Here is a 12942-nt window from a genome sequence, read left to right as displayed (position 1 = left end):
TCGGGTCCCGCTTTCGACACGACCGATCAGGACCTGAACGAACATGCTTGATATCAAATGGATTAGGGACAATGCGGAAGCGCTCGACGCGGCGCTTGAAAAGCGCGGGGCCGAGCCCCTGTCGGCTGCGCTGATTTTGCTCGATGAAAAGCGCCGCTCCCTCGTTCAGTCGCTGCAGGACATGCAGTCGCGCCGAAACGCCGCCTCCAAGGAAATCGGTGCGGCAATGGCGCAGAAGAATGGCGAACTTGCCGAGCAGTTGAAGGCCGAAGTGGCCGAACTGAAGACCACCATGCCGGCGCTCGAAGAAGAGAGCCGTCAGACGGATGCCGAGCTTGCCGACGCCCTTTCGCGCATTCCGAATATTCCGCTCGACGACGTGCCGGTCGGCAGCGACGAGAGCGGAAACGTCGTAAAGCGCAGCCACGGCCAGAAGCCGGGCTGGAATCACGAGCCGAAAGAACATTTTGAAATCGGCGAAGCACTCGGCTGGCTCGATTTTGAAGGCGCGGCCAAGATCGCCGGTTCGCGCTTCACCATCGTCAAGGGCCAACTGGCGCGGCTCGAGCGGGCGCTCGGCCAGTTCATGCTCGACCTGCATACGAGCGAGCATGATTATCTGGAAGTCCAGCCACCGCTGATGACGCGCGACGATGCGATGTACGGTACCGGCCAGCTTCCGAAATTTGCCGAAGACCTGTTCAAGACAACCGACGGTCGCTGGCTGATCCCCACTGCCGAAGTGCCGCTGACCAACATGGTGCGCGAGCAGATCCTCGATGCCGACGCGCTGCCGCTTCGGTTTACTGCTCTGACGCCCTGCTTCCGCTCGGAAGCGGGTTCGGCCGGCCGGGACACGCGCGGCATGCTGCGCCAGCACCAGTTCAACAAGGTGGAGCTCGTGTCGATCACCGATGCGGACAGCTCGATCGACGAACATGAGCGCATGACCGCCTGTGCGGAAGAGGTGCTGAAGCGCCTTGAGCTGCATTACCGCGTGATGACGCTCTGCACCGGCGACATGGGCTTTGGCGCACGCAAGACCTATGACCTTGAAGTCTGGCTGCCGGGGCAGGATACCTATCGCGAAATCTCTTCGTGCTCGGTCTGCGGCGATTTCCAGGCGCGGCGCATGAATACACGCTACCGGACGAAGGACGACAAGGCGCTGAAATTCGTCCACACGCTGAACGGCTCAGGCACGGCCGTCGGCCGTGCACTTATCGCCGTCATCGAAAACTATCTGAATGAAGACGGATCGGTAACCATCCCGAACGTATTGTTGCCTTATATGGGCGGCCTGACCAAGATCGAAAAGGCCGGTTGAGCCGCGTCCTGCGGCAGGGGTAGAGATGCGAATTCTGCTGACAAATGACGATGGCATTCACGCCGAGGGCCTCGCCGTTCTCGAACGGATTGCCCGGACGATCTCTGACGATGTCTGGATCGTCGCGCCGGAAACGGATCAGAGCGGTCTTGCCCATTCGCTGACGCTGTCGGAGCCCTTGCGTCTGCGGCAGGTATCCGAAAAGCACTTCGCGCTTCGCGGCACGCCGACCGATTGCGTCATCATGGCTGTGCGCAAGGTGCTGGATTTCAAACCGGACCTCATCCTTTCGGGCGTCAATGTCGGTGCCAACATGGCGGATGACGTGACGTATTCCGGCACGATTGCCGGTGCAATCGAAGGCACGCTTCAGGGCATTCGGTCCTTTGCCCTCAGCCAGGCCTATCGTCATGCAGACGGCGGGCTCGTTCCCTGGGATGTGGTCGAATCCCATGCGCCTGATCTTTTGCGAAAGCTGATGCAACTCGACCTGCCGGACGGCACATTCCTTAATCTCAATTTCCCGAACTGCGCCGCAACCGCAATCACCGGTACCGAGGTCACGTCGCAGGGCAAGCTCGATTTCGGCCTGACGATCGACGAGCGCTCCGATGGCCGCGGCCACCCTTATTTCTGGCTTCGGTTCGGCGAGCGCTTCGGCGACTTCCGGGCGGGAACGGATATTCATGCCATTCGCGAGCACAAGATATCGGTGACGCCGCTGAAGCTCGATCTGACGGATTATACTGCGCAGGACCGTGTTGCGCGTGCATTGCTCGACGGAGACGCCGATTGAGCCCGCGTGTCGTTGAGCAGGAAGGCTTCGCAGCCCTGGTGCTGCGCCTGCGTGCGGAGGGGATTTCCAACAAGGAATTGCTCAACGCCGTCGAGCAGACGCCGCGCACGCTGTTTGTGCCGCCTCAGTTTCAGGACAACGCCTATTCTTCGCGGCTGGTGCCACTCGACTGCGGTTCCTTCATGGAAGGCTTCGACTTTGCTGTCCGGCTCCTTCACCACCTCAACCTCAAGCCTGGGCAACGCATTCTGGAAGTTGGCACCGGCAGCGGCTTCACCGCCGGGGTGATGGGCCGGATTGCGGAGCGGGTATTGACCATCGATCGCTACAAGACGCTCGTCACCGGCGCCCAGAAGAATCTGGAAAAGGCCGGTATCCGCAATGTCATCGTTCGCCAGGGGGATGGCAGCATTGGGCCTGCCGGGGAGGGCACCTTCGATCGCATTCTGGTCACCGCCGCGTTCTCCAGTCTGCCGCGCGTCTTTTCCGATCACCTCGTCTCCGGTGGCGTTCTCATCGTACCGATCATGATGAGCGAAACCGAATGCCGGATCGTCCGGTTGACCCGCACAGGCAGCCGGTTCGACCGCGAGGATCTGTTTGAAGCGCCTTATCTTCCGATCGTTCCGCAACTCGCTTCTTTTCTCTAGGAGCCATAGGGCTAAGGCTGTCGTAAAGCGCAAAGCCTTGCCGCATCCTTGATCTCGGCTGCGGCGCCGCGCTTCTCACTGTGATGCTGGCCGCGCTCGGCACTCGCTGATTCCATCATTTGTTGCTGCACTGCAGCATGGGGCGAAAGCGCGCTTTTCACGCCACGCTAATTTATCATTGCAAAATCAGGCTGTTAATTTTTTATTAACAATGGTCAGCCTCGCGCAAGTTTGGGAGCCTAACCGAAATCTGCGCACAAAAAGTCATACCTTTGAGCTGACCCGGACTTGATGCGTGTTTGTCAGTTCCATTTCAGGCGTCACAACGCAGGAGACGGCAGATGCAGATCGCAAACAGATTGACCTCGGCAGGCACAGGCGATGGCCTGAGCAATCTTGCCGGCCGCGCCGCGGCGCAGGGGACTTCGGGCAACCGCGAAGAGGGCAACGCGGTCTCGTCGCTGACCGGCGGTTACGATCCGTCTTCGCGTGTTTCGCTCTCCGCAGAGGCACTGCTGTTTCTCGGCCGCACGAAGCGTGTGCAGGAAAAATACCCGGCCCTGACGAAGGACGAGTGGAGCAACAAGCTTTCACCACAGCTCGCCGCGCGCGAATATCAGGCCTTCGGAAAATACAGCGAAACCGGCGATCACAAGGCCTATTACCGCGCCTTCATCGAGTATTACGACAATCTTCGTCCGGAGGATCAGAACAGCCTTCGTTATTTCGGCACGCGCGACGCGGCGATCGCCGGAGCACGGTCGGTGGAATATAGCGACGAGAGTGGCATCGATGGCGATGCGAGCTTTCAAACGCTTGTCAGTGTGCTGCTCGACACCGACAAGGCTCAATCCGAGTTGGCAACATCGAACGGCGCAGGCGGCATGATCACGGGCGACATGTTCGGCTGGGATACCGGCACGATCAGCTACGAGGATGTCTCGCAGACCCGCGGCGCTGTTTCCGAGATCGAGAAGTTCTACCAGGAAAACTTTTAAAGTCTGCCAGATTGGCCGCCAGCACCCGATGTCTTCGGTGGCCGCCGCCGATCATGGTTATCAATTCATCAAAAACCATCGTCCAAGCCGCCGGTTTTAACCGCGCGGTAACTCTAATGCGCTTTAATCACCCTACACTGAGTTGTGTTCCAAGTGGGTAAGCGTCATGCGTATTAGAGTTTCGTCGAGTGCAGGAAAGTCCGCCGTTCGCCTTGTTGCGGCGGTGTTGCTGGCAAGTGCCGCAACGGGTTGCAGCTCGGATGCAACCCGTTTTGGAGGGCTCTTCTCCAAGTCCGATAATTTCACGACGAATTCGATTTCAAGCAGCAATGTTCCGATCCCGCGCAGCGACGTCCAGGGCGGCGGTATGGCCGTTATGCCAGCGGTCGCAGGCGACAGTCGTGATCAGGCCATGAACCAGCCGTTCCCGGATCCGGTCAATACCGCAACGACACCGGTTTCCCGCGCCAGGGAAGCGTCGACGCCGATCAATGTTCAGCGTGTCGCACTCGCCGATCCGGCTGCGAAAGCGCGCGATACGTCGCTGGCCCAGCCTTTCCCGGCTGTCCGCGAAACCGCGAAGGCCGAGCAGAAGGTCAAGGCTGATCCGATCACCACCAGTACTGCGAAGGGCGGTTGGTCGACGGCGAATGCTCCGGCGGTGCTTCTGCGTCAGGGCGATACCATCGCGACATTGTCCAAGCGGTTTGGCGTTCCGGAAAAAGAGATTCTGAAGGCGAATGGCCTGAAGTCCTCGTCGGATGCGGAACCAGGTCAGCGCATTCTGATCCCGACCTTCGGCGTTGCCGGAAGTGCGGCGAAAGCGGCTGCTTCGGATGCCGCTGCAAGTCTCGATATCGATAAGCAGAAGAATATCCCGCTGCAGCCTGACAGTCGCGATGTTGCAATTCTCCCGGGGCAGGCTCAATCACGCGAAAAGGGCACGAACCGCACCGATATGGCGGCAGGCAAGCAGCCGGTGGCAGGCGAAGGCGGCAAGGGCGGAACCTACACCGTCAAGGCGGGCGATTCCCTGAACCGGATTGCCAAGACGAACGGCGTCTCCGTCGAGGAACTGCGCAAGGCGAATGGCTTGACTACGGCGGCGATCCGCATCGGCCAGACCTTGAAGGTTCCGGGTGCCAGCACATCGGCTCCGGACCAGGTGGTTACCGCCTCGGTCCCCGGCAAGAAGCTCGATGCCAAGCCAGACGCAAAGCTCGCCAAGGCCGACGAGGCAAAGCCTGCGCAGTACACACCGCCGGTCGCCAAGGAATCTGTCACGGAAGTCGCGTCCAAGGATGACGGCTCTGATTCCTCGCCGAAGGGAACGGGTATCAGCAAGTACCGCTGGCCGGTTCGCGGTCAGGTCATCGCCGGCTATGGTGCCAATGTCGAAGGCAACCGTAACGATGGCATCAATATCTCGGTTCCGGAAGGCACTCCGATCAAGGCGGCGGAAAACGGCGTGGTCATCTACTCCGGCAGCAGCCTCAAGGAACTGGGCAACGCCGTCCTGGTGCGACACGACGACGGCACTGTTACAGTTTACGGCAATGCGTCGGAACTGAAGGTGCAGCGCGGCCAGAAGATCCAGCGCGGCCAGACGCTGGCGGCGTCCGGCATGAGCGGCACGGCAACCCAGCCGCAGGTGCACTTCGAGGTGCGCAAGAACGCCAGCGCCGTCAACCCGGCCACTTTCCTGGAATAGTCGCTTCGCCTGCCAGACAAATCAGCAAAAGAAAAGCCCCGCTACGGGGCTTTTTTTGCCCTCAGACCAGATCGATCTTTCTCTTCAAGCGGCCGGCCAGATCCTGGATGAACTGCCAGGCGACGCGGCCGGAACGGGCGCCGCGCGTGGTGCTCCATTCCAGCGCCTCGGAGCGCAGCTTCGCAGGATCGCTCTCCAGACCGAAATACGCTGCATAGCTGTCGATCATCTCCAGATAGTCTTCCTGGCTGCATTTGTAGAAACCAAGCCAAAGACCGAAACGATCGGACAAGGAAACCTTTTCCTCGACGGCCTCCGACGGGTTGATCGCGGTCGACTGCTCGTTTTCCATCATATCGCGCGGCAGGAGATGCCGACGATTGGATGTTGCATAGAGCAGCACATTGGCGGGACGGCCCTCGATGCCGCCGTCCAGCACCGCTTTCAACGATTTGTAGGACGTGTCGTCGTGGTCGAAGGAAAGGTCGTCGCAAAACACGATGACCGGAACCGGCGCCGATTTGAGGATCTCCATCAAGATCGGTAGCGTCGAGATATCTTCGCGATGCACCTCGACCAGCTTCAGGCGAATGCCGGCATCCCGCGCCACGCTTGCATGAACAGCCTTGACGAGCGAAGACTTGCCCATCCCTCGGGCGCCCCATAGCAGCACGTTGTTCGCCGGAAACCCTTCTGCAAATCTCATCGTGTTATCGAACAGGATATCGCGGACATGATCGACGCCGCGGATCAGCGTGAGATCGACCCGGTTCGGCTTGCTGACGGGCTGGAGATGCAGCCGTTGAGGCCCCCAGACGAAGCACTCCGCCATATCCCAGTCGTTGACGGCAGGTGCTGGACCCGCAATCCGCTCGATGGCTGCCGAAAGCTTTTGCATTTCGGTGATCAGAAGGTTGATTTTCGTATCCTGCATCGAAGAGCCCCTGAAACGTGACACCAGATTGTGTCGTTGGACCAACTGTCCGGTAGCATGGCTACTGTTACGGTAAAAGGCGTGAAATCCACTAGAAAGAGCTTCTCCTCCGGCTGATTTCCTGTATGAGGCTGAAGCGAGAAGCCGGTCTGGCCTGCGGTTGCATTCGTATCGGCTATTCTTATATTCCGGCGATCCGAAGCATGGGCGATCCGCCCGCAAAACCACATTCAAGGAGTGATTGATGTTCATTACCGAGGCATTCGCCCAGACGGCACCCGGCGCAGGTCCTGACATTACCGGTGGTCTCGTGCAGATTCTGCCGTTCCTGCTGATCTTCGTTGTAATGTATTTCCTGATCATCCGCCCGCAGCGCGCAAACATGAAGCGCCGCGAGGAACTCCTGAAGAACATTCGTCGCGGCGACCAGATCATCACCGGCGGCATCGTCGGCAAGGTGACGAAGGTCATCGACGACAGCGAACTCGAAGTTGAAATTGCTGACGGCGTGAAGATTCGTGTGGTACGCAGTGGTGTATCCGAAGTCCGCGTGAAGGGCGAGCCCGTCAAGGAGTAAGCTGGCAGGGAGGCCGGATCAGACTGGTCACCTTGTAACGACATATCTTCGAGAGCTTCATGCCGTATTTTTCCCGCTGGAAAACCATCATCGTCTGGCTTGTCGTGCTGCTCAGCATCGTGGCGGCCTTGCCGAACGCGGTTGCGGACGCGACACTGGAGGAACTTCCAGGCTGGGTTCCAAAAAAGCAGCTGATGCTCGGTCTCGACCTCCAGGGCGGGTCGCAGATCACCCTGAAGGTCGAGCGGGAAGATGTGGTGAAGACGCGCCTCAAGGCGGTCATCGACGCGATCGGGGTGCGCCTTCGGTCCGCGGGTATCGCCTATTCCGGCCTTTCGGGCACGGGCCAGGATCTTCAGCTACGCCTTCGCAACCCCGCTCAGCTTGAAGCGGCGCGAACGGCCCTCAATGCGCTGATGGATCCGGTAAGGATCGGCGGCGTTGCGAAGGATGCGGTCAGCGAGGTGGCCATCGATGGCTCGCCCGACGGTTCCATGAGCGCCATCATTTCCGACGAAGGCATCGACCACCGTATCTCCGCTACAGCCGACGCAGCCATTGCCGTCCTGCATCGGCGATTGGCGGATCTAGGCGCCCAGCAGCCGAAAATCCATAGACAAGGTGCCGATCGCATTATTGTCCAGATTCCCGGCCGCTATGATCCGGAACAGGTCAAATATATCCTGAGCCAGGCGGGTTCTCTCTCGTTCCGAAGCATCGACATGTCGATGGCGGTTCAGGACGCCGTCAACGGCCAGCCGCCATTCAATTCGGAAATTCTCTACTCCGCAGACGACCCGCCGATCGGATACCTTGTCCGTAAGCAGCCCATCATTGCCAATCAGGACATTGTCGACGCCAAATCGGCGATCAACGCCCAGTCCGGCAATCCAGTCGTCAACCTGCGTCTCGGCCCCGATGGCGCGGCCCGGCTTGCGAAGGCGACGGCGGATACCGCTGGCACGACGCTTGCCGTGGTGCTCGATGGGGCGGTGATCGCCACCCCGCTGGTGCGCAAGGCGATTACCGACGGCACCGTACAGTTGTCGGCCGAAATGAGCCCGGAGGGCGCCGACGATCTGGCGTTGCTTCTGCGCGCCGGCGCTTTGCCGAGCCCGTTGACCGTCGTCGAGGAGCGTTCGATCGGCGCGGGGCGCGGCGCGGAATCGATCCATTCCATCCTGGCAGCTGGCGCGATCGGCGCGGTTCTCGTCATTCTCTTCATGCTGGGTTTCTATGGCTTCTTCGGCGCGGTCGCGAGCCTGGCCGTGGCTTTCAACGTCGTCATGATTGTTGCTGTGCTATCGGCGACCGGATTAGCGCTCACGCTTCCCGGCATTGCCGGGATCGTGCTGACGATCGGTATGGCGGTCGATTCCAACGTGTTGATCTACGAGCGCATCCGGGAAGAGGTTCGCCACGGCAAAACGTTGCGCGAGGCCCTGGATTTCGGCTTCTCGCGTGCATTCGCCGCCATCGTCGACGCCAATATTACCACGCTGATCGCCGCCATCATCCTGCTTTTCCTCGGAGCCGGTCCGGTTCGCGGTTTTGCCGTTACGCTTGCGATCGGTATCGTCACAACCCTCTTCACCGCCTTCACCCTGACGCGTGTTATCCTGGACGTATGGCTGCACCGGCGCCAGCCGACGCAACTGCCGGACGGCATTCGCACCGGTGTGTTCGACGGCGCAGCGTTCCGGTTCATGGCAATCCGAAACTACGTCTTTTCGCTGACGGCATTGCTGTCTGTCATCAGCATGCTTCTGTTTGGCGCGATGGGCATCAATCTCGGCATCGACTTTGCCGGTGGTTCGGTGATCGAATTGAAGGCGCGCGCGGGCAATGCGGATATCGAGGATATTCACGCGCGACTGGATGAGCTCAATCTCGGCGAGATCACGGTCAAACCGTTCGGCTCGCCGCAGGATGTGGTCGTTCGCGTCCACTCTCGCGAGGGCGGCGAGAATGCCGAGCAGACATCGGTGATCCTTGTCCGGGGCGAGCTTGAAGACGCCTATGAATTCCGCCGTGTCGAAGTCGTCGGCCCCTCGGTCTCGGGTGATCTGACGAAAGCGGCAACGATCGGCGTCCTCGCCTCGCTTCTGGCGGTTCTTCTCTACATCTGGGTCCGCTTCGAATGGCAGTTTGCCGCCGGGGCGATCGTCGCGACGCTGCACGACGTGCTTTTGACCATCGGGCTCTTCGTCGTCACGGGCATGGAATTCAACCTGACGAGCATTGCGGCGCTTCTGACCATTGTCGGCTATTCGCTGAACGACACGGTGGTCGTCTACGACCGGGTCCGCGAGAACCTGAAGCGTTATCCGCGCATGCCGTTGCCGCTCCTGATCGACACCTCGATCAACCAGACCTTGTCGCGAACAGTCCTGACAGGTGCGACCACCATGCTGGCGTTGGCGGCGCTATCGATTTTCGGCGGCGAGGCAATCCAGCCCTTCGCCTTCGTCATGCTTTTCGGCGTGGCTATCGGCACGTTCTCCTCGATCTATGTCGCCGGCCCCGTCCTCATTCTCTTCAGGCTGAGACACGGCGCACCGGGCGGTGATGCCGAAAAGACCGGTGGCACCGGCATGCATCCGGCCAAAGGAGCGCAATAGTCATGCGCAGACCTATAGAAATTCGCGACGCACATTTTCCCGGTCGTGCGCCGATTGATAGCTATGGCAATGGCGGCTTCCGCTTCGCCGACATGTCACATCGCGGTTCGCTGCTAATGCTGCCCTCTGGCATTTATGGTTGGCACATGGCGAAAGGTGATCCGCTGACGGTCGAGAACTTCCAACGCGTTTTCGATGAGGCAGCCGATATCGATGTGCTGCTCGTCGGAACGGGCAAGGACATCCGACCGCTGCCAAAAGAGTTGAAGGCGCGCTTCAAGGAACATGGGATCTCATCTGACCCGATGAGCACGGGGGCTGCCGTGCGAACCTACAATATCATGCTTGCCGAATCGCGCGCCGTCGCCGCCGTCTTCATTGCCGTCTGACCGATGATATCTTCCGAAAATTCAAGTCCGGCCTCCGCGGCTGCCTACGATTTCAGCATGACGGCGCTGCGCGACAGCGACCGCGATCGTTACCTTGCCTGCCTGCTGTCGCCGCCGAACAAGCGCGGCCCGCTGTCGGCTCTCTATGCCTTCTACGCGGAGATCGCCCGCGTCCGGGACGTCGCCCGCGAGGCGCTGCCGGGAGAAATCCGTCTTCAGTGGTGGCGTGACGTTCTTGGCGATCCTGGCGGCGCGAGCGGCGAGGGTAATCCCCTGGCCGAAGCGCTGCTTACGTGCGTCCAGGCTTACCAACTGCCGGTTCCCGTGCTGCAAGACATGATCGATGCCCGCATCTTCGATCTCTACGACGATCCGATGGAAAGCCGTTCCTCGCTTGAGGGCTATGCGGGCGAGACTGCCTCGGCGTTGATCCAACTCGCGAGCCTCATTCTCGATCCTGCCCATTCCCAGCAATCGGCATCTGCGGCAGGCCATGCGGGTGTAGCGCAGACGATCGCGGGATTGCTGCTGCTTTTGCCATTGCACCGGCGGCGCGGCCAGGTTTATTTCCCAGCGGAACTGCTGGCTGCCACAGGGCTGGATCACGATGCTTTCCTGGCCGGTACGGATGAGGACGCTGTAACCCGGGCGATCCGGGCGTTTTCCGGTCTAGGCCGTGACCACCTCGCCAAGGCGCGTGCGGACGCAAAAGAGATTTCCGCGGCAAACCGGTTTGCCTTCATCCCGCTGGCGCTGGCCGAACCGGTTTTCGACCGCGCCGAGCGGGCAGGCTCGAAACTTTTCGAATATTCGATCGTGCCGTCCCAATGGCGCCGGCAATGGTGGATGTGGAAAGCAGCGCGTAGCGGCCAGTGGTGAGCCGCGGCGCCAGTTTATATTCGTAAATGCTGTTTTTCGAATCCGGCGGGCACATTGGCGCAAGCTTCGTCTTCTAGGGTCGCGACCGTGTTATTGTCGCAATTGGCACGAAAAGGAACCGGCACAATGGTCTGGCCGATCGTCATCCTCTGCACTGTGCTCGCAGGTATCTTCTACATGCGGATGAAGGAGCGCGCCGACAGGGACAGGCAGGAGCCGGATACGGGATCGGCCATTCTCGATTTCGGTCGGGCCTTTCCCGACGAAGCCATCCGGGCCATTCACGCGACGGCAGATGAGAAGGCCTATTTCGTCCGCCTGCATGACGGCAAGGCCGGTTTCATGGCCTCGCACGGTGCACATTTCGTTTGTCACCTCATCGAACCGGGCAAAGTCAATGTCAGCAATGCACAGAGCGGCCGCGGCCTGACGGTGCATTTCTTCGACTCCGCCTCTCTCGACGGCGTTTACGAGTTTTCCAGCGCCGACGTGGCGGCCGAGGTGTCGCTTTGGCTGCTCGGTAGCTTCAATTCGCAGTCTGAGTTCCGGGCTGTTCCGGCAAATTAGCCGTGGTTCCCAAGCCAGGCCGCGCAGTGTTCAAGCGCGCGAGCGGCAATAAGCTGCTTCTTCATCACTGTCTTGTCCTTGCCCCGGAAACGTTTGACGCCTTCGGGTTTGGTGATTGCGCCCGGCTCGAGCAGCGGGAACAGGCCGAAATTGATGTTCATGGGCTGGAATGAGCGTTTGCCCGGCTCATCATCAGAAACAATATGACCGCCGGTGATGTGATTGAGCAGCGAGCCGAAGGCTGTCGTCACAGGCGGCAGCGGCAGCGGCTCACCCTTGCGTTCGGCGGCAGCAAAGCGCCCGGCTAGAAGGCCGATGCTGGCGCTTTCGACATAGCCTTCACAACCGGTGATCTGGCCCGCAAATCGCAGTCCCGGCCGCGACTTCAATGTCAGCGATGGATCGAGCAGCACCGGCGAATTGATGTAGGTGTTGCGGTGCAGGCCGCCGAGGCGGGCGAACTCCGCGTTCTCGAGGCCCGGAATCATCCGGATGACTTCGGCCTGTGCGCCATATTTCAACTTCGTCTGGAAGCCGACCATGTTGTAGAGCGTGCCGAGTGCATTGTCCTGGCGCAGCTGGACCACCGCATAGGGTTTCACGGTGGGATTGTGGGCGTTGGTGAGGCCCATCGGCTTCATTGGGCCGTGCCGGAGCGTTTCGCGGCCGCGCTCGGCCATCACCTCGATCGGCAGGCAGCCGTCGAAATAGGGCGTGCCTTCCCATTCCTTGAAGCCGGTCTTGTCGCCGGCGACCAGCGCATCGACGAAGGCGTTGTACTGCTCCTCGGTCATCGGGCAGTTGATGTAGTCCTTGCCTGTTCCGCCCGGTCCGACCTTGTCGTAGCGCGACTGGAACCAGCAGACGTCCATGTTGATGCTGTCGGTATGGATGATCGGGGCGATGGCATCGAAGAAGGCGAGCGCATCGGCTCCGGTTTCGGCCTGGATGGCGCTGGCGAGAGACGGCGCCGTCAAGGGGCCGGTAGCGATGATCGCGAGATCCCATTCCTTCGGCGGCAGGCCGGCGACTTCCTCGCGCGCCACGGTGATCAGCGGATGACTTTCGATCGCTTGCGTTACTGCATGCGAGAAGCCGTCGCGGTCAACGGCGAGGGCGCCGCCGGCCGGAACCTGGTGTTTGTCGGCAGCCGACATGATCAGCGATCCGGCAAGGCGCATTTCAGCATGCAGCACCCCGACGGCATTGCTGGTGGCGTCGTCCGAGCGGAAGGAGTTGGAGCAAACCAGTTCGGCCAGGCTATCGGTCTTGTGAGCGTCCGTGCCGCGCACGCCGCGCATCTCGTGAAGAACAACCGGGATGCCAGCCTCGGCAACTTGCCACGCGGCCTCCGAACCGGCGAGGCCGCCGCCGATGATATGAATGGGGGAGTAGGAAGATATGTCTGTCATGCGCTGTTATTTAGAGCAAGGTGGGCTCGAAGGGAACCTGTTCTGCATACCAACGCGTCAGCGAAACCCCGGAATCAAAAA

Annotated in this window: 12 protein-coding genes; 10 read left to right on the top strand and 2 right to left on the bottom strand. The window is 60.4% G+C overall.

From position 1 onward, the window contains the following. The first annotated feature begins 43 nt into the window (after positions 1-43). The 5 genes from serS to ACSQ2Z_RS12500 all read left to right on the top strand — a co-directional run bounded on the left by serS (position 44) and on the right by ACSQ2Z_RS12500 (position 5482). The gene (gene serS / locus ACSQ2Z_RS12520) at positions 44-1327 is read left to right on the top strand and encodes a serine--tRNA ligase (protein ID WP_436081504.1); all 1284 of its coding nucleotides are present in this window, start codon (positions 44-46) and stop codon (positions 1325-1327) included. 25 nt (positions 1328-1352) lie between these two features. Then, entirely contained in the window at positions 1353-2123 is a 771-nt protein-coding gene (gene surE, locus ACSQ2Z_RS12515) for a 5'/3'-nucleotidase SurE (RefSeq protein WP_436081503.1), read from the top strand. Beyond that, positions 2120-2773, top strand: coding sequence for a protein-L-isoaspartate(D-aspartate) O-methyltransferase (locus ACSQ2Z_RS12510; RefSeq protein WP_436081502.1), 654 nt, complete (start codon positions 2120-2122; stop codon positions 2771-2773). Before surE ends, ACSQ2Z_RS12510 begins: the two co-directional genes overlap by 4 nt. Before the next feature lie 341 nt (positions 2774-3114). After that, positions 3115-3771: a biotin biosynthesis protein BioC gene (locus ACSQ2Z_RS12505; protein ID WP_436081501.1), complete on the top strand. Its 657-nt coding sequence runs from the start codon at positions 3115-3117 to the stop codon at positions 3769-3771. 166 nt (positions 3772-3937) lie between these two features. Then, on the top strand, positions 3938-5482 hold the full coding sequence (locus tag ACSQ2Z_RS12500) for a peptidoglycan DD-metalloendopeptidase family protein (RefSeq protein ID WP_436081500.1): 1545 nt from the start codon (positions 3938-3940) through the stop codon (positions 5480-5482). Between the two features lie 61 nt (positions 5483-5543). On the opposite strand, the gene ACSQ2Z_RS12495 is transcribed toward ACSQ2Z_RS12500, so the two are convergent. Further along, positions 5544-6416, bottom strand: coding sequence for an ATP-binding protein (locus tag ACSQ2Z_RS12495; RefSeq protein WP_436081499.1), 873 nt, complete (start codon positions 6414-6416; stop codon positions 5544-5546). Between the two features lie 244 nt (positions 6417-6660). On the opposite strand from ACSQ2Z_RS12495, the gene yajC reads away from it, so the two are divergent. From yajC to ACSQ2Z_RS12470, 5 genes are all read left to right on the top strand, one after another. Beyond that, positions 6661-6993, top strand: a complete 333-nt coding sequence (gene yajC, locus ACSQ2Z_RS12490) for a preprotein translocase subunit YajC (RefSeq protein WP_436081498.1) — start codon at positions 6661-6663, stop codon at positions 6991-6993. Positions 6994-7052: 59 nt separating this feature from the next. Continuing rightward, the gene (gene secDF / locus ACSQ2Z_RS12485; protein WP_436081497.1) at positions 7053-9614 is read left to right on the top strand and encodes a protein translocase subunit SecDF; all 2562 of its coding nucleotides are present in this window, start codon (positions 7053-7055) and stop codon (positions 9612-9614) included. 2 nt (positions 9615-9616) lie between these two features. Then, on the top strand, positions 9617-10003 hold the full coding sequence (locus ACSQ2Z_RS12480; protein WP_436081496.1) for an Mth938-like domain-containing protein: 387 nt from the start codon (positions 9617-9619) through the stop codon (positions 10001-10003). A gap of 57 nt (positions 10004-10060) precedes the next feature. Continuing rightward, on the top strand, positions 10061-10882 hold the full coding sequence (locus tag ACSQ2Z_RS12475) for a phytoene/squalene synthase family protein (protein WP_436081495.1): 822 nt from the start codon (positions 10061-10063) through the stop codon (positions 10880-10882). A 126-nt stretch (positions 10883-11008) separates the two neighbouring features. Continuing rightward, positions 11009-11449, top strand: coding sequence for a hypothetical protein (locus ACSQ2Z_RS12470; RefSeq protein ID WP_436081494.1), 441 nt, complete (start codon positions 11009-11011; stop codon positions 11447-11449). Here ACSQ2Z_RS12470 and trmFO read toward each other — a convergent pair. Continuing rightward, on the bottom strand, positions 11446-12861 hold the full coding sequence (trmFO, locus tag ACSQ2Z_RS12465; protein WP_436081493.1) for a methylenetetrahydrofolate--tRNA-(uracil(54)-C(5))-methyltransferase (FADH(2)-oxidizing) TrmFO: 1416 nt from the start codon (positions 12859-12861) through the stop codon (positions 11446-11448). The two genes, ACSQ2Z_RS12470 and trmFO, sit on opposite strands and share 4 nt — an antisense overlap. Positions 12862-12942 lie beyond the last annotated feature (81 nt).

The sequence above is a fragment of the Pararhizobium sp. LjRoot235 genome (assembly GCF_964254145.1).
Taxonomy (GTDB): domain Bacteria; phylum Pseudomonadota; class Alphaproteobacteria; order Rhizobiales; family Rhizobiaceae; genus Pararhizobium.
Note: the sequence above shows the minus strand (reverse complement) of the source record. Positions and strands in the feature narration are given on the sequence as shown.

Coding starts and splice junctions, on each gene's coding strand:
- serS (WP_436081504.1), top strand. CDS start 44: ATGCTTGATATCAAATGGATTAGGGACAATGCGGAAGCGCTCGACGCG.
- surE (WP_436081503.1), top strand. CDS start 1,353: ATGCGAATTCTGCTGACAAATGACGATGGCATTCACGCCGAGGGCCTC.
- ACSQ2Z_RS12505 (WP_436081501.1), top strand. CDS start 3,115: ATGCAGATCGCAAACAGATTGACCTCGGCAGGCACAGGCGATGGCCTG.
- ACSQ2Z_RS12500 (WP_436081500.1), top strand. CDS start 3,938: ATGCGTATTAGAGTTTCGTCGAGTGCAGGAAAGTCCGCCGTTCGCCTT.
- ACSQ2Z_RS12495 (WP_436081499.1), bottom strand. CDS start 6,416: ATGCAGGATACGAAAATCAACCTTCTGATCACCGAAATGCAAAAGCTT.
- yajC (WP_436081498.1), top strand. CDS start 6,661: ATGTTCATTACCGAGGCATTCGCCCAGACGGCACCCGGCGCAGGTCCT.
- secDF (WP_436081497.1), top strand. CDS start 7,053: ATGCCGTATTTTTCCCGCTGGAAAACCATCATCGTCTGGCTTGTCGTG.
- ACSQ2Z_RS12480 (WP_436081496.1), top strand. CDS start 9,617: ATGCGCAGACCTATAGAAATTCGCGACGCACATTTTCCCGGTCGTGCG.
- ACSQ2Z_RS12475 (WP_436081495.1), top strand. CDS start 10,061: ATGACGGCGCTGCGCGACAGCGACCGCGATCGTTACCTTGCCTGCCTG.
- ACSQ2Z_RS12470 (WP_436081494.1), top strand. CDS start 11,009: ATGGTCTGGCCGATCGTCATCCTCTGCACTGTGCTCGCAGGTATCTTC.
- trmFO (WP_436081493.1), bottom strand. CDS start 12,861: ATGACAGACATATCTTCCTACTCCCCCATTCATATCATCGGCGGCGGC.